The following is a 15974-nucleotide window of genomic DNA, read 5'->3' on the forward strand; positions in this document are numbered from 1 at the left end:
GCGGGCCAGTAGGAAGTCGAGAGTGCGAAGTCCAGCAGCACGCTCCCCGGAACGAAGTTCCGAGGCTACGTATCCTCGATCCTCTGGATCGGGGCTGGGGGCCCTGCGGGCCAGTGGGCCAGTAGGGAGCCGAGAGTGGGAAGTGGAAAGCCCAGCAGCACGCTCCCCGGAACAAAGTTCCGAAGCTACGTATCCTCGATCCTCTGGATCGGGGACGGCTGGACTTCTTAAGTCTCGTCCAGCAACGATTTTTGATAAGCTGAAAAACACTTCCAAAAGGAATCGCTCTCCCACTCATTCAGGTCTGGAAAGCCGGGCACCATACTGCCCGCGAAGTCCCAATCTTGTGCGGACTTAACAAGTTTCGCGCGCACGGGGTTCTGACGCAAATAATTACACGTATCTGCAAACGCGTTCCGCCCACGTGCCTCCTCGCGTAGCACATGATCATGCGGCTGCTTCACCCACTCCAAAGGTAAATAGCGCCGAAGAAACTTAGTCGCCTTTAACTGATCACTGCGAGCTGCAGCCCCCACCCAAATCAAATGCAGGTGATCCGGCATCAGCACATAACGCGCGCAGCCCAAATGATACCTCGCACAAGTGTGCAAAAGTCTTTCTCGAAACAGAGAATGAAACGCATCCCCCAACCAACCCTGACGCCGGTCTTTAACTACATAGGTCCACATCACATGCGCCGATCCCTGATAAAACTCAGCTGGCAGTCGGGGGAGTCGGCGCTCATTCCACATGAACCCAAACTACGAAAGTTAACGCCATTAAGACAAGACAAATATAAACGACAACACGCCCCCCGGAACGAAGTTCCGAGGCCACGTATCCTCGATCCTCTGGATCGGGGCCGGGGGCCCTGCGGGCCAGTAGGCAGTAGAGAGTGCGAAGTGGGAAGACCAGCAACACGCTCCCCGGAACAAAGTTCCGAGGCTACGTATCCTCGATCCTCTGGATCGGGGCCGGGGGCCCTGCGGGCCAGTGGGCCAGTAGGGAGCCGAGAGTGCGAAGTGGGAAGACCAGCCGCACCCTCCCCGGAACAAAGTTCCGAGGCCACGTATCCTCGATCCTCTGGATCGGGGCTGGGGGCCCAGTGGGCCAGTAGGCAGTAGAGAGTGCGAAGTGGGAAGACCAGCCGCACGCTCCCCGGAACAAAGTTCCGAGGCTACGTATCCTCGATCCTCTGGATCGGGGCAGGCGGCCCTGCGGGCCAGTGGGCCAGTAGGGAGCCGAGAGTGCGAAGTGGGAAGACCAGCAACACGCCCCCCGGAACGAAGTTCCGAGGCCACGTATCCTCGATCCTCTGGATCGGGGCCGGCGGCCCTGCGGGATCGCAGAAACTCATAGAATCATAGACCGTAACCTAAGTTTGATTCATTTCTTCGATCTGTCCCAGCTTGACCAATCGAGCCCGAATCGCTCCCACACCTCGCTTGTGCCTCTGAGCAATCGCTTCGATTTCCATATCCTGCTGATACCGAGAGAGGAGCTGCTTTTCTTCCTTCTCAGACCAGGCAAGTCCATGATTCTCGGGCGTCGCAGCCAATAAAAGCTTCTCAGGCACAACAGCTGTGGAGGCTTTCCCTTTCACACGCGGACATTTGAAATCACTCGAGGATTTTAAGACGAACTCAAACTTTCGCTTCAAATCCATATCACCAAATGTGTGATTAACCGTAGCACAACAAGCGACCTCATTATCTTCAGTTCGCGTACCCCCTTTTGACACAGGGTTGAGATGCTCAACACTCGCATCTTCGAGCCGAAGCTTCTCACCACAAAAAAAACACCGTCCATGCTGAAGATATAAATATCTTTCGAGTTTAGACAGCCCCTTCGCTACAACTTTCTTCGCCGCCTTCTTCGCCGCCTTCTTCGTCGCTTTTTTGACCGCTTTCTGAACTGGTGCCGAGTTCAACGCTGCTTGTGCTTCCAGGAGTAGATGTTGCCCCTCAGGATATTTTTGGGAAATTTGCTCGCGGGCTTCATGTTCCGTTTTGGCTGTGATCGAGCCAGTCTGGGCACTCTTTTGCGGGAGATCGATAATATAGGTAAAAAGGCTCATTTCTTAAAACGAATCGATGGATTTATGCCATCAGTGTAAATGTCACATAAACTCACCTGCAAGAAGTAAGCAATACACTCCCCCGGAACAAAGTTTCGAGGCGTTCCGAGGCTGCGTATCCTCGATCCTCTGGATCGGGGCCGACGAGCCCAGCGGGCAAAAAAAACACTTCGACATAAAAATTTAAAAGATTCTGAAACTATGCGCCGCACCTGACGATGTCTTCATTCGGGCCTTTTCTCTTGCCTGATTCAATAGACAAGCAATCCGAAAAAACTACCATTTCTTTCAAACAATTGTTTGAATAATTCTCAAAAATGCTCCTTTACTTTGCGAGCCTAGGCGCCGTCAGCGGATCCAACGCTGACGGCGCACTTTTATCGACGACTACACAGTGAAATCTACATTCTACTTTTGCCTTCCTTTTACGCTGCTGTTTACCAGCTGTGTCAGCATTCCCGAAAAACGTGCGCAGCAAGTCGATGAGGCGCTGGCCATTGCTCCGACCTATGCCTCCAGCGAGTATCCGGACTTGGAACTGGTCGATTCTTTACTGGAGCTTTTCGATGACCCTCAGCTCAAGCAACTGGTCGAGCAAGCATGGGCTCACAATCCGGACTTGCTGATCGCGGCTTCAGAGATGGATGAAGCGGGCTTTAATTTTGAAAAATCCCGCGGGGCTCTGTTTCCTTCTTTGAGCGGCAATGGCTCTGCCAGTCGCGCCGGCTCCAACTCAAGCGCTGCCAGCAATACTTTTTCTGCCAGCTTAGATGTGGAATGGGAGGTCGATCTGTGGGGCGAGCTTCGCAATCAAACACGCGCCGCCCAAGCGGACCAATTTGCCAGCGAGGCGAACTACCAAGCCACCCGCCAATCACTGGCCGCCCAAACCATGCAGGCCTGGTTTAATTTGATCGCGGCGGAGAAACAACTGAACCTGGCCGAACGCGAGCGAGACAGCTTTGCCGACACCCACCAACTGGTGCAGCGCCGATACGAACAAGGCATCGTCACAATCACTGAAGTGGAGCTCGCGCATACCGATGCCGCCAGCGCCCGCGCCGACTACGAATCCAGCAAAGACGCTCGCGACCAAAGCGCCCGCGCCCTGAAAGCTCTGCTCGGCCAATACCCTGACGCCAGCCTGTCAGCTTCAACGAACTGGCCCGCCCTGGATCGCAGCATTCCCAGCGGCCTGCCTTCGGAGCTGCTGCTGGCACGCCCCGACATTATTGCTGCCTATCAAAACATCCGCGCCGCGGATGCCCTGGCACGTGCCGCCTATGCGGACCTGTTTCCTTCTTTTACACTCACCGCCAGTGGCGGCCGCAGCTCCGATACATTGTCCGACCTTGGACGCAGCGCCTTCGATGTGTGGTCACTCGCCGGTCAAATCAGCGCCCCCATTTTCGAAGCGGGTCAACGCCGCGCGGAAGTCGGAGCCGCCGATACCCGCGCCGAGCAAGCGTACCAAAACTACCGCGCCGTCGTCATTAATGCATTCACCGAAGTGGAAAACGCGCTCAACTCGGAAGCCTACCTAGCCCACGAAGAAACGGCGCGTCTGGAAGCACTGGCAGCCGCCCGCCGCGCCGAAGCCAAAAGCCTGCGCGACTACGAATCCGGCCTGATCGACATTCTGGATCTCCTCGAGGCGCAGCGCCGTGTCTTCAGCACCGAAGCCCAAACCATCAGCTTACACAATCTACGACTCAGCAACCGCGTCAGCCTCGCCCTCGCCTTGGGCAAAGGCTTCTAAGAATCCTCTCCTCTCTCACCCAAGCAAACGACCGCTCAAGCAGCCTGCAACATTCCGTATGACCGCATTACAACGCATCTCCAATATCGTCCTCCTACCGGCGATCCTCATCCTGGCCACGCTAATCATCTGGGTCATGATTAAGAACAAGCCCGAGCGGCCCAATGTCACGCCCCCCGCGATCATCCCCAGCGTGAGCTATGTGGAAGTCCAAGCACAAGCGACCACGCCGGACATCACCACCTACGGCAACGTACAAAGTTTCTTCGAAGCGCAACTCTCCGCTCAAGTCAGCGGCGAAATCCGACACATCAGCCCCAGTTTCAACGCAGGTCAATTCGTGCAGGCTGGCGAGCTACTGGTGGAAATTGATCCATCCGACTATCAAGCCCTAATCGCTCAAGAAGAGGCCAACCTCGCCAGCATGCAACAAGCACTCAGCGAGGAGAGCATTCGCGCCGACCTGGCCGCTCAAGACTGGACCGAGTCCGGCCGCGCCCTGGAAGACGCCAGCGAGCTCACCCTGCGCCAACCACAACTCGCCGCCGCCCAAGCCAGCGTCGCCTCCGCTCAAGCCAGCCTACAAAAAGCACAGCTGGATCTCGACCGCACAAAAATTCGCGCTCCCTTTGATGCAATCATCCAAAACCGCAGCGCCAGCCCGGGTAACATCGTCAATAACGGCAGCACCCTCGGCAGCCTAATCGCCACCGAAAAAGCCGAAGTGCGACTACCACTCACGGCCACCCAAGTGCAACGCCTCCACTTGCAGACCCCCTCTGCGGACTCGGCCAACAAAGCCCCCCTACGGGCCACACTCACCACAGCCACTCAGCCCAACGCACAGTGGACCGCTACCATCACTCGCACAGAACCCAGCGTCGATCTCAACAATCAAGTCATTTACGTCATCGGCGAAATCGCCGAGCCCTTTGCCAATCCACAGGCCTTCCTACCAATCGGCTCCTTCGTCGACGCACGCATCCCTGCCCGCACCATTGAAGATGCCTTCCGCGTGCCCAATACCGCACTGGTCGAAGACCGCTTTGTCTGGATCGTCGATGCCGATGATACACTGCAGCAATTGCCCGTCACCCGACTGGTGGCCGACGGCGACGAACTCATTCTACATATCGATGCCGTATCCAAAGATTCCATACTTAAGATCGCCACTCGCCCGTTGAATTCATTTCGCATCGGCCAAAAAGTTCAACCACACGCGAAAGCACGCTAAATGAGTCCCATCAAAAAACATCCAATCATCGCGTGGTTTTGCGACAACACCGTCGTCGCCAACATCCTGATGCTGATTATCCTCGGCATGGGGATCTCCACAGCCATCAGCGTGCGCAAGGAAGCCTTCCCTTCCTTCGACGCGGAAAGCGTCACTGTCAGCGTTCCCTTTCGTGGAGGCACCCCGGAAGATGTCGAGCGCGGGGTAGCGATCAAAATTGAAGAATCCTTGCAAGGCATCAAAGGCATCGACCACATCAGTAGCACCTCCACCGAATCGAACGCCAAGGTCACCATAAACGCGATCGAAGATTATTCGATCACCAAACTGCTGGACGATGTCAAAATTCAAGTCGACGCCATCTCCAGCTTTCCCGAACAAGCCGAGAAACCCATCATCACCGAAAACCAACGCTCGCACGATGTATTGCGGGTCAACCTCTACGGCGATGTCGCCGAAAGCGTGCTCAAAGAAGCTGCCCGCACCCTGCGCGACGATCTACTCAAACTGAAAAACATCACTCTGGTCGAAACCAGCGGTGCCCGCGATTACGAAGTCTCGGTCGAAGTATCCGAGAATCAACTACGCGCTTACAACCTCACATTCAACGAAGTCGCCGACGCGATCTCCAACAACTCCATCGACCTCTCCGGTGGTGTCGTGCGCAGCGACAGTGGCGACATTTCCGTGCGCACCCGCGACCAGGCCTATGTCGCGGCCGACTTCGCCAAGATCCCACTACGCACCGAAGCCGATGGCACCCGCATCTTACTCGGGAACATCGCCGAAATTCGCGACGGATTTGTCGATCAAGAATACCTGAGCCGCTTTAACGGGCAGCCCTCCGTCGGACTCTCGATCACTTCCGAGGGTGACAACGACATCATTAAAGCCGCCGACGAAGCCACTCAGTTCGTGGCCAGCTATGCCGAAGTGTATGGCCTGCCCGAAGGCGTGCAAATCAGCAGCTGGCAAGACGGCTCCGAGTCCATCCGCTCCCGCCTCAAGCTACTCATCGACAATGGCATCCTAGGCGTGCTCTTGGTCTTAATCTCTCTCGCCCTCTTTCTCAATCTACGGCTCGCCTTCTGGGTCGCGCTTGGCATTCCCATCTCGATCGCCGGCGCATTGGCCGCATTCCCTTTTCCGCTGATCGACATTTCGCTCAATCAGCTCACCGCCTTCGCCTTTATTATCGTGCTCGGGATCATCGTCGACGACGCGATCGTGATCGGCGAATCCATCTATAGCACCAAAGAAGAGGACGAAGCCAAAGGCGAGCATCACAAAAACGACCTGCACTCCACCGTGCGCGGGGTCTCTAAGGTCGTCACGCCCGCCACCTTCGGCGTGCTCACCACCATCGCCGCCTTCTATCCGCTCACTCAAGTGTCCGGCCGCATGGGCAATGTTTTCGGCCAGATCGCCACAGGCGTGATTCTCTGCCTGATCTTCTCACTGGTTGAATCCAAACTTATACTGCCCTCCCACCTGAACCACATTCGGATCAAACACGAGCCGAAGAATTTCATCAGTCGTCGCTGGGCTCGCTTCCAAGAGGCGATCGCTCGCGGACTCAAGTATTTCGTCCAGCGCCTCTATCAACCGGCCCTGCGCGCCATGATTCCCTACCGCTACGTCACCTTGGCCGCCTTTATCGCCGTGCTGATTCTAGTCATCGGCCTACTGCCTTCAGGCAAGCTGCGCTTCGTCTTCTTCCCCGATATCTATCGCGATTCCATTTCAGCCAACCTCGAACTCGAGCAAGGCCTGCCAGTGGATTACCTGCACGAGAATGCCAACATGATCGCCGACGCCCTGCAGCAAACCATTCGTGAGCTGGAAAGTAAGTCCGGCGAAACCCTACTCCGCCACATCTCCGTCAACGCCTCCTCCAATACCGCAGCCTCCATCGCGGCCGAGCTCACCACATCCGAGACCCGCACCATCACCACCGGCGACATTGTTAAAGCATGGCGTTCCAAAATCCCGCCCATCTCCGGCGCCAAAGCACTCACTATTTCCGGCACCCGCGGCCCCGGGCAAGGCCTCGAAATACAACTCGCCAGTCAGTCGTTGGACGACCTACAAGTCGCCGCAGAGGCCATGAAAGCCAAAGTCGCCACGTATCCAGGAATCCATGACATCCAAGACACCTTCGACTCCGGACGTCCCGAGATACAAGTGCAGCTCACGCCCGCCGGTCAGGCCGCAGGCTACAACAAGCAACTACTGGCCAACAACGTGCGTAGCGCCTTCTACGGCACCGAAGCCCAACGCGTGCAACGCGGTCGCGACGAAGTTAAAGTCATGGTCCGCTACCCGATCGAAGAACGCAGCCAGTTAGAAACACTGCGCGACATGCGCATCCGCACCGACGACGGCAGCGCCGTGCCCTTCTCCGTCGTCGCCGACACCGCCTACGGCGACTCCCTCGCCTCCATCGAACGCTTCGACAACAACCGCATCGTCTCCGTCAAAGCAGACATTGATAAGGCCGTCACCTCCAGTGAAGAAGTCCTGGCACTACTGGGCGAAGATTACTTCCCCACCTTCCTGGCAGAGCACCCCAACGTCAGCATCAACCTCTACGGCGAAGCCGAGCAACGCGCCAAGTCCGTGCAATCCCTACTGCGCGGCTTCGGGTTTTCGATCCTAATGATCTACATTTTGATCGCGGTGCCCCTCAAGTCCTACACCAAGCCCCTATTCATCATGTCCGTGATTCCCTTCGGTATCATCGGCGCCTTGCTCGGGCACTTTCTCATCGGCATCCCGATCAGCATCCTATCCGTCTTCGGCATCCTCGCACTCAGCGGCATCGTGGTCAACGACTCACTGGTGTTGATGTCGCGCCTCGACGACTTAGGCATCGAAGCCCCCGACACCCCACTCGCCGAGCGCATCATCCGCGCAGGCGGCGAGCGCTTCCGCGCCATCTTGCTCACCACGCTCACCACCTTTGTAGGCTTAATCCCACTACTCGCAGAAACATCGACCCAGGCACAATTCTTAAAGCCCATGGCCGTATCCGTCGGCTTCGGCGTCGTCTTCGCTACCGGCATCACACTGGTGTTGCTGCCGATCATGATCCTAATCGCCAACGACCTACGCAGTGGCTTCAGCCACTCCTGCAGCCACTGGCGCGGCATGATCTTCGGAGAAAAAACAGAAAGCTAGCCAAGTATCCGAACTCACAAGAGCTTGGGCTTGGGCTGTTCGCATTAAAGCTCAGCATCGCTCATTACAATTAGAACGCCGCGACGCCGCTTCAAGCAACGTCCCGATCCACATAGCTGAGACGACTTGCACTCTATTGACATTTCTGTCAGCCACTTGACATTAGTGTGCAAATTACCCGCGATTACACAGGATAATAGCGTTAACTTTGTTGATATACAACAAAGCCAATCACTACCCCTCAATTACACTATGTATATCTCACTCCCAAAAACGCTTGTCATCGCAGCCACCGCAGTCGCGCTATCATCTATTTCAAACGCAGCAGTCGCCCCCATTACCGCCGCCACCTATGACGTGCCAATTGTAGGCACAATGACCGATCCAGTGTCCTTCACATCCATAACAGTTAGCGGCCAAACTTACTCAAACTTCGAATACGGGACAGGTATCATAGGGAGCACACCTGGATATTATTTCACCGACGGTGAGGATCCCAGCTCAGCAGTCGCCGCCTTAAGCAACAGCATCCTCACGGATGGAGTATTAAACATCACTCACGGCACAACTAAGGTAAACTTTGGACGCGTCATCACCGCACAAGACTTGATTTTTGTCACTGAATTGGTGACCTCAGGCACAGGCGAAACGCTGGCAATGGGCTTGATCGACTCCAGCGGTAACAACATTGCAGGCACCGCAGTAAATTTCGGCAACGTTGGCGCAGGCTCTGGAGACTTATTCGCTTTTAGCGCAGAACGCAGTACCGCCGGATCGACTATTTCAGCAACACTACGTGGATCCGGCGTCTTCTTGTCAGATTTCAATTCCACAGGGGGCACGGACGCATACGGAATTTATTTCTCAGACAGCAGCGGTGGTGTTCTAGATCCTAGCGTAGTTGGCATCGCAACCGTGCCTGAGCCATCCGCATATGCTACACTCGCGAGCCTGTTCGCCTTCGCTCTTGTAGGCTATCGCCGCAAGTTCAAAGCGTAACTCAATCTAGTCACACACATTGAGAGCACTCCTTAAAGTCAAGGAGTGCTCTTATTGTTTATAAAGACAGACAAGAGTGTCTGTCCTACGTAAGACAGGCGCCTCGCCTGTCACACCGAGCACTACGTAAAGACAGACAAGAGTGTCTGTCCTACGTAAAACAGGCGCCTCGCCTGTCACACCGAGCACTACGTAAAGACAGACAAGAGTGTCTGTCCTACGTAAAACAGGCGCCTCGCCTGTCACACTGAGCACTACCTAAAGACAGACACTAGTGACCTGAATCGGATGATGTTAATTTTTGGTTAAAGTAAGGATTCAATCCTCAAATACCTTGTATAGTGTATCCCAGATATAGATACGTCGATGATCAGCAAGAAGTAAGGTGTATGATACATCTTATATGAACAAAAAATATCATAATGAAAAAAATAATCCGTAATCTACTTGCACTCTCTGCAACTATCTTAAGCTTTCCACTTAGCTCTTTCGCTTACGTCAACGTAGTGATCGAGCAAGTAGGCGACGACGTAGAATATACGATTTCAGGAGGCTACGATAATGTAAATGGACTTAACTATGACACAGCAGGAGGGTATGTCGGAGAAACGCCAACAAGCTTCTCTTTCACTAGTTCTATAATTCTATATTCTGGTAGCGATGCTACAACAAATCAACTCATCTCTGTCACTGATTTTAGCTTAAACCGAATTAACGGCGATGTTATAGCTACAAACAAAAATGCCGGCCGCATAGCGACAGACACCAGTACAGTTACCGGAACTGGGAGCTTTTACGCCCAGTTTTATACTAATGGATATACTTCGCTGAACTTAGCCTACGACCATGATAATGATAAGATATTTGACTCCGTAGCCTACGCGGGATCAGCCACATGGGAAGATACAACAATAGCTGCTTTAGGATTTGCGCCGGCCAGCTATGAAATTCGTTGGGACTCCGGCAATCAAGGCATCAACGTTACAGTGGTTCCTGAGCCATCCGCATATGCTGCACTTGCGAGCTTGTTCGCCTTCGGTTTTGTAGGCTGTCGCCGCAAGTTCAAAGCGTAACTCAATGTAGTCACGCACATTGAGAGCACTCCTTAAAGCCAAGGAGTGCTCTTATTGTTTATAAAGACAGACAAGAGTGTCTGTCCTACGTAAGACAGGCGCCTCGCCTGTCACACTGAGCACTACGCAAAGACAGACAAGAGTGTCTGTCCTACGTAAGACAGGCGCCTCGCCTGTCACACCGAGCACTACGCAAAGACAGACAAGAGTGTCTGTCCTACGTAAGACAGGCGCCTCGCCTGTCACACTGAGCACTACGAAAAGACCAAGACTTGACGAAGTGGCCTGCTTACAAAAGATTCAGAGCCGACAGATCTCTTATCACAAGTCGCGCGCTGAATCATGATCCCCCCGAAACCACAATTCGAAGCACTGGCAGATCCCGAATCCGTTTTACCGATTCTCGAAAAGATCTCATTTCTCGGCGGGATCACAGATGAAAAGCGAGCACTCATTTTCCAGCATTTTCAAGTCGCTCACTTCGCAAAAGGCGCCTACATCGCCAAAGAAGGGGAAGAGCCCTCCCACCTTTACATCATTCAAGAGGGCCAAGTAGAGCTACAGATCACTGATCGCTCCGTCACAGTCAGCAAGCGCAGTTTCCATGTGGGCGACTGCTTTGGCGAGGCGGCTATGCTCTCGCTGATCAATAACACCGCCTCTTTTGTCGCTGCCGAAGACTGCACACTCATCATGCTCTCACGCCGCAACTTAAACAAATTGCGCGGCGAGGCGCCCGACATCTTTTGCCAACTGATGGTCAACCTCGCCCGCGATCTTGCCCGCAAGCTGCAATACACCGATATGATGTTATTGAAAAAGCAGCCCGGCACGCCAGTGGAGGTGTAGACGAAGTGCCGCCAGCCGGGCCACCACGACTCAAGTCATTTCAAACTTCCCCCGGCTAGCTTCTCACTTCAAGCTCACACTTCCAACTTCACACTTCAAACTTCACACATGTCCTTTTCCTCCGAAGATCCGCCGACCGGCACCGACTTTATCGAGCAAACTCTGTCCGCGCCTGAAAACGCGGAAGAGTCGGCCTTGCGCCCGCTCTCGTTTAGCGACTTCGCGGGACAAGATAAGACCCTCGAGCGGCTGAAGGTGATGGTCGGCGCGGCGCGTGATCGCGGCGAGCCGCTCAACCACATTCTCCTCAGCGGCCCTCCCGGCTTGGGTAAGACCACCCTCTCGCTCATCCTCGGCAACGAAATGGGCACCAAGGTGAACATCACCTCTGGGCCCGTCATCGATAAGCCAGCCGACCTCGCCGGCCTTTTGACCAACCTGAACGAGGGCGACATTCTCTTTATCGACGAGATCCACCGCATCCCCAAGACGGTGGAAGAGTATCTCTACTCCGCGATGGAAGACTTCCGGATCGACATCATGATCGATCAAGGACCCAACGCCCGCAGCGTGCGGCTCAACCTCCCCCGCTTCACCCTACTCGGTGCCACCACCCGCATGGGCTTGCTCACCGCTCCCCTGCGCAGTCGTTTCACCCTGCAGACCCGTCTCAACTATTACAGCCACAGCGTGCTGCAGGGCATCATCGAGCGCACTTGTGGCATCCTGGAAGTTCCCTTCGAGCCCGCAGGCGCAGCCGAGATCGCGCGTCGCGCCCGCGGCACCCCGCGCATCGCCAATAACTTGGTCAACTTCTGCCGCGACTACGCCCAACAACGTGGCAACGGCACCATCACCCAAACCTCCGCTGCCGCCGCACTGGAACTCTTGGAGATCGACCAACGCGGCTTGGACGAAATGGACAAGCAGGTCATGCGCGTCATGGCGGAAAACTACCGCGGCGGCCCCGTCGGCCTCGGCACGGTGGCGGTCGCGGTCGGCGAAGAAGCCCACACCTTGGAAGAAGTGCATGAGCCCTTTTTGATTCAGGAAGGCTACCTGCAACGCACCGCACAAGGTCGCGTGCTGACAGAAAAGGGCTGGCACGTGATCGGGCTGGAGCCCAAAGGCGGCGCCCAAGCAGAACTGCTATAAGCCTGCAATAAGCCAATTGAGGCTTGGTTCACTCTTACCTGACCTCGTGTATCTCACGGATACGCTCAGCGGTGTCGGGGTGAGTCTGAAACATATAGGCCCATCCGGGCAACTGCTCTTCTTGCTCTAGGATCTCAAACAAGCGCTCAGCCCCATCGCGACTACCGTAAACTTGATCCAGCACCTGCAATGCAAAACGATCCGCCGCGCGCTCTTCTTCACGACTGTAATTCAGAGCTAGAAAGTTCGAGACTGTATCGAAGAGAGCATTACTTTGAAAGCCCGTCAGAAGCATCAACCCAGCGCCAAAACCAAGTTGACGGCCTAAGCGTTGCAAGTGATCACGCCCCGCGAAGTGTCCTAATTCGTGTGCTAAGACAAAAGCCAAGGCGATCTCCGCATCCAGCGCGTCGAGCAGACCTTGCGTCAGGATGATGTGGCCTCCGGGCAGGGCAAAGGCATTCGGCTGCGTAGACGACTGATAGCCAAGCTGATAGTGCAGCGGCGGCACGCCTGTGGCTTGTTGCACTTTGGCTAAAATAGCTTCGGCTTTGCGCCATTGCTGCGCATAGGCCTCGGGCACCTCCTCGGCAAACTCATCAACGAAATGCCCCTCAAATAAGGCGGCCTCCCTTGCCGGCGAAATGCGCGCCACTGCAAAGTCCGTCACCAAGCCAGCCAAAAAATAAAGTAAGCTGAGCACGCATACCGTCAAAAGCGCCAGAGTCAGCAACTCACGCGCGAGCCCCCGGCCTCCGCCGCCGCTACTGTTTTCGGCACTCGCCCCTAGATCGCGTGCAACGTATTTCAATTTTCCGACCGGTAACGAATCGCCGTGCCATAGGCGATCACTTCCACTCCACCGATCCCCTTCTTGCGCGAGTGCACATTGGCAAGGTTGGACGTTTCCAGCCGCAGATTAATGATGGCATCACAATCAGGCACCTGCTCCTTCAGCCGCAAAATCGCCTCGCGCTTCGCGCGGTCTAGCAAACTCTCATAACTACGGACATTACCACCAAAAATATTTCGCAGCGAAGCTAAGATTTTCTTAAAATAATCCAGCGAGACCACGACCGAGGCCACCACCAGATGACCGTCCACGACAGTCCGATCGGCATCAGCGGAACGCGTCGGAAAGATCGGCAGTCTCGCATGCTGCAGCTCCCGCTGACGGATAGAAGCGAAATGCCGACGTTCTAAAATACTGCCCACAACCAAGCCAAAGACTGCCAGAAACACTGGCATGCCATAGACCAAGATCAGCAGCAGCAAATTGATGGTATCTGCGGAATCATCCATGGCCGCTTACTCTGCCCGCACCGCGGTGCCATAGACATATAACTCAGCCGCACCTTGCGCCACAGCCGAAGTCGAGAAGCGAACATTCACCACCGCATTGGCGCCTAAGGCCTGCGCCTGCTCCACCATCCGCGTCGTCGCTTGCTCGCGCGCATCCCCCAATAATTCGGTGTAGCCCTTCAACTCGCCACCCACTAAATTTTTAAAACTAGCCGCAATGTCGCGCCCCACATGCTTCGCGCGCACGGTATTGCCCGTCACCAAACCGTAGTGCTCCACAATCGTTTTGCCCGGCACCTGTTCTACATTGGTTAACACCACCCCTTGAATGCTCGATAAGTTCATACGAATAAGTAACGCTCAAGTTCATAGCAAGTCGAGTGCTTTCTCTTAGTTTTTGTCACGCCCACACTCGAGCGAATGAAGCACATAAACTACAGTCTTCAGCTTGAAGATTGCCGCAAACAGGCATAGATAGCCGCATGATCCAGCCTACAGTCCTCCTATTCGACGTCAACGAGACCTTGCTCGACCTCCGTCCACTACGCAAGTCGATCGGCCACGCACTGGGGGGGCGCGAAGATCTGTTGCCGCTCTGGTTCTCCACCATGCTGCATTATTCACTAGTCGAAACCCTGACCCAAGACTTCCACGGCTTTGACGAAATCGGCACCGCCGCCCTGCGCATGCTAGCGGAGACGCAGCAAATCGAGCTCAGCGCGGAGGCCGCGCAAGAGGCCGTCGTCGGCCCCCTCAACAGCCTGCCCCCGCACCCCGAAGTGCTGGCAGCGCTCCAGCAGCTACGCCAACAAGGCTACCGCCTGGCCACATTGACCAACTCCTCTGCCAGCGGAGCCCAAGCCCAACTAAGCAACGCCGGCATCGAGCCGCTATTGGACAACAGCTACAGCGTCGAGAGCGTGCGCAAATACAAGCCACACAGCGGCGTCTACCGCATGGTGCTCGACGACCTCGCGCTCGAGCCCGAGCAAGTATTGATGGTGGCCGCGCACGCATGGGACCTCGCCGGCGCAAAAAACGTCGGCTTGCAGACCGCCTTCATCCAACGCCCCGGCACCGCGCTCTATCCCAACACCGCGCGCCCCGACTACGTGCTGCGCGATCTCACAGAATTGGCCCAGCGCCTCGCTTAAACCGCGTCCAATCCATCGCATATGCCAGCTAAAGCGCCACCACTGACTCAATTGCCAGTCAGTTTCTACCTACAGGTCTTGATTTGTGCCACCCTATGGGGCAGCGCATTCCCCGTCATCAAGAACAGCTATGCCGCCTTACAAATCACCGGCTACGGCGAACAACTGGTCTTCGCGGGCAGTCGCTTCGTACTGGCAGGACTGATGGTGCTCCCCTTTTGTCGTGGCCCCATCATAGAAAAACTCAAGCAAGCCCCACGTGGACCACTGATGGCGGTGGTGCTCGGGCAGACCTTCTTTCAATACATCTTCTTTTACTACGGGCTCAGCATTTCAACCGGCACCCTCGGGGCCCTGCTGGTGGGCTCGGGCAGTTTCTGGTGGATGTTGCTCGCGCCGATGATACTCAAGACCGCTCCGCCCCAGCGCATTCACTGGATACTGCTGGGCGTGTGTTCGATCGGTATCGCCTGTGCGATTTACCAGCCCGGCGCCGACTTAAAAAACGCCGGTCTCGGCACGCTCGCCTTTCTCGCCGCATCCGGTTCCGGCGCCGTGGCCGCAACCTTCCTGAAAAAAGTCGCCCCCGTCGCTGGCAGTCGTTGCACCACCGCATTTTCACTCAGTCTGGGCGGCCTCATGCTCTTGCTCATTTCTGCCAGCGCCTGGTCCAGCTACATCGCCCACTTCAATCTCACCACCCTCTTGGTCACGCTCTACCTCGCGGCCCTGTCCGCCACTGCTTTCACACTCTGGAATCGTCTAATTGAGCTCTACAGTGTCAATGTGCTCTCCACCTTTCGCTTCCTGATTCCTCTGATGGGCGTGATCGAATCCACCCTCTTCATCCCCGGCGAAAACCTACGTCCCGGCCTCATCATCGGAGCCCTGATCGTCGTCACCTCACTCATCATCATTTCCCAAGTCAAAGAAGCCCCCGTGGAAGGTCGCTGCATTCGTCCTTAGGAAAGGAGGAGGGAACGTCGAACGTCCAACGCTCAACGTCGAACATCGAATGTAGAGGCCACGGAATACTGACTGCACGGCTTTCCCCGGGATCGCCAATCTCCGCATTGGCAGCGGTGGCACTGGCTGCAGTAGCCGAGGCCGAAACGACGCTCCCCGGTTCTGAGAACCGAGGCAAAAGGGAGGGAACGTCGAACATCCAACGCCCAACGTCGAACATCGAATG

General features: G+C 55.5%; 14 protein-coding genes. 9 read left to right on the plus strand and 5 right to left on the minus strand.

Annotated features, from left to right (window positions below; all coding sequences use genetic code 11):
- Positions 1 to 227: 227 nt before the first annotated feature.
- Positions 228 to 752 (minus strand): hypothetical protein, encoded by a 525-nt coding sequence (locus QEH52_RS17955; protein ID WP_308952335.1) that lies wholly within the window; start codon positions 750 to 752, stop codon positions 228 to 230.
- A 623-nt stretch (positions 753 to 1375) separates the two neighbouring features.
- Positions 1376 to 2077 carry an HNH endonuclease gene (locus tag QEH52_RS17960; RefSeq protein ID WP_308952336.1) on the minus strand — a complete coding sequence of 234 codons (702 nt, stop codon included), beginning with the start codon at positions 2075 to 2077 and terminating at the stop codon, positions 1376 to 1378.
- A gap of 394 nt (positions 2078 to 2471) precedes the next feature.
- On the opposite strand from QEH52_RS17960, the gene QEH52_RS17965 reads away from it, so the two are divergent.
- From QEH52_RS17965 to ruvB, 7 genes are all read left to right on the plus strand, one after another.
- Complete coding sequence (locus QEH52_RS17965; RefSeq protein WP_308952337.1) at positions 2472 to 3836, plus strand: efflux transporter outer membrane subunit; 1365 nt, start codon at positions 2472 to 2474, stop codon at positions 3834 to 3836.
- Between the two features lie 58 nt (positions 3837 to 3894).
- Entirely contained in the window at positions 3895 to 5070 is a 1176-nt protein-coding gene (locus QEH52_RS17970) for an efflux RND transporter periplasmic adaptor subunit (protein WP_308952338.1), read from the plus strand.
- Entirely contained in the window at positions 5071 to 8250 is a 3180-nt protein-coding gene (locus QEH52_RS17975) for an efflux RND transporter permease subunit (RefSeq protein ID WP_308952339.1), read from the plus strand.
- Positions 8251 to 8502: 252 nt separating this feature from the next.
- Positions 8503 to 9249, plus strand: coding sequence for a hypothetical protein (locus QEH52_RS17980; protein WP_308952340.1), 747 nt, complete (start codon positions 8503 to 8505; stop codon positions 9247 to 9249).
- A 422-nt stretch (positions 9250 to 9671) separates the two neighbouring features.
- The gene (locus tag QEH52_RS17985; protein WP_308952341.1) at positions 9672 to 10322 is read left to right on the plus strand and encodes a type 2 periplasmic-binding domain-containing protein; all 651 of its coding nucleotides are present in this window, start codon (positions 9672 to 9674) and stop codon (positions 10320 to 10322) included.
- Between the two features lie 342 nt (positions 10323 to 10664).
- The gene (locus QEH52_RS17990; protein WP_308952342.1) at positions 10665 to 11171 is read left to right on the plus strand and encodes a cyclic nucleotide-binding domain-containing protein; all 507 of its coding nucleotides are present in this window, start codon (positions 10665 to 10667) and stop codon (positions 11169 to 11171) included.
- Between the two features lie 108 nt (positions 11172 to 11279).
- A complete protein-coding gene (gene ruvB / locus QEH52_RS17995; RefSeq protein ID WP_308952343.1) occupies positions 11280 to 12326 on the plus strand; it encodes a Holliday junction branch migration DNA helicase RuvB in 1047 nt (348 codons plus the stop codon).
- Between the two features lie 34 nt (positions 12327 to 12360).
- On the opposite strand, the gene QEH52_RS18000 is transcribed toward ruvB, so the two are convergent.
- Genes QEH52_RS18000 through QEH52_RS18010 form a run of 3 tightly spaced genes read right to left on the minus strand, consistent with a single transcriptional unit; the run spans position 12361 to position 13973 of the window.
- Entirely contained in the window at positions 12361 to 13137 is a 777-nt protein-coding gene (locus QEH52_RS18000; protein ID WP_308952344.1) for a M48 family metallopeptidase, read from the minus strand.
- A complete protein-coding gene (locus QEH52_RS18005) occupies positions 13134 to 13628 on the minus strand; it encodes a YbjQ family protein (RefSeq protein ID WP_308952345.1) in 495 nt (164 codons plus the stop codon). Before QEH52_RS18005 ends, QEH52_RS18000 begins: the two co-directional genes overlap by 4 nt.
- A gap of 6 nt (positions 13629 to 13634) precedes the next feature.
- The gene (locus QEH52_RS18010; RefSeq protein WP_308952346.1) at positions 13635 to 13973 is read right to left on the minus strand and encodes a YbjQ family protein; all 339 of its coding nucleotides are present in this window, start codon (positions 13971 to 13973) and stop codon (positions 13635 to 13637) included.
- Positions 13974 to 14110: 137 nt separating this feature from the next.
- Between QEH52_RS18010 and QEH52_RS18015 the strand changes: the two genes are divergently transcribed.
- Positions 14111 to 14782, plus strand: coding sequence for a haloacid dehalogenase type II (locus tag QEH52_RS18015; RefSeq protein WP_308952347.1), 672 nt, complete (start codon positions 14111 to 14113; stop codon positions 14780 to 14782).
- A 21-nt stretch (positions 14783 to 14803) separates the two neighbouring features.
- Positions 14804 to 15748: a DMT family transporter gene (locus tag QEH52_RS18020; protein WP_308952348.1), complete on the plus strand. Its 945-nt coding sequence runs from the start codon at positions 14804 to 14806 to the stop codon at positions 15746 to 15748.
- Positions 15749 to 15974: the final 226 nt, after the last annotated feature.

It is taken from the genome of Thalassobacterium maritimum, from assembly GCF_031127805.1.
Lineage (GTDB): Bacteria > Verrucomicrobiota > Verrucomicrobiia > Opitutales > Coraliomargaritaceae > Thalassobacterium > Thalassobacterium maritimum.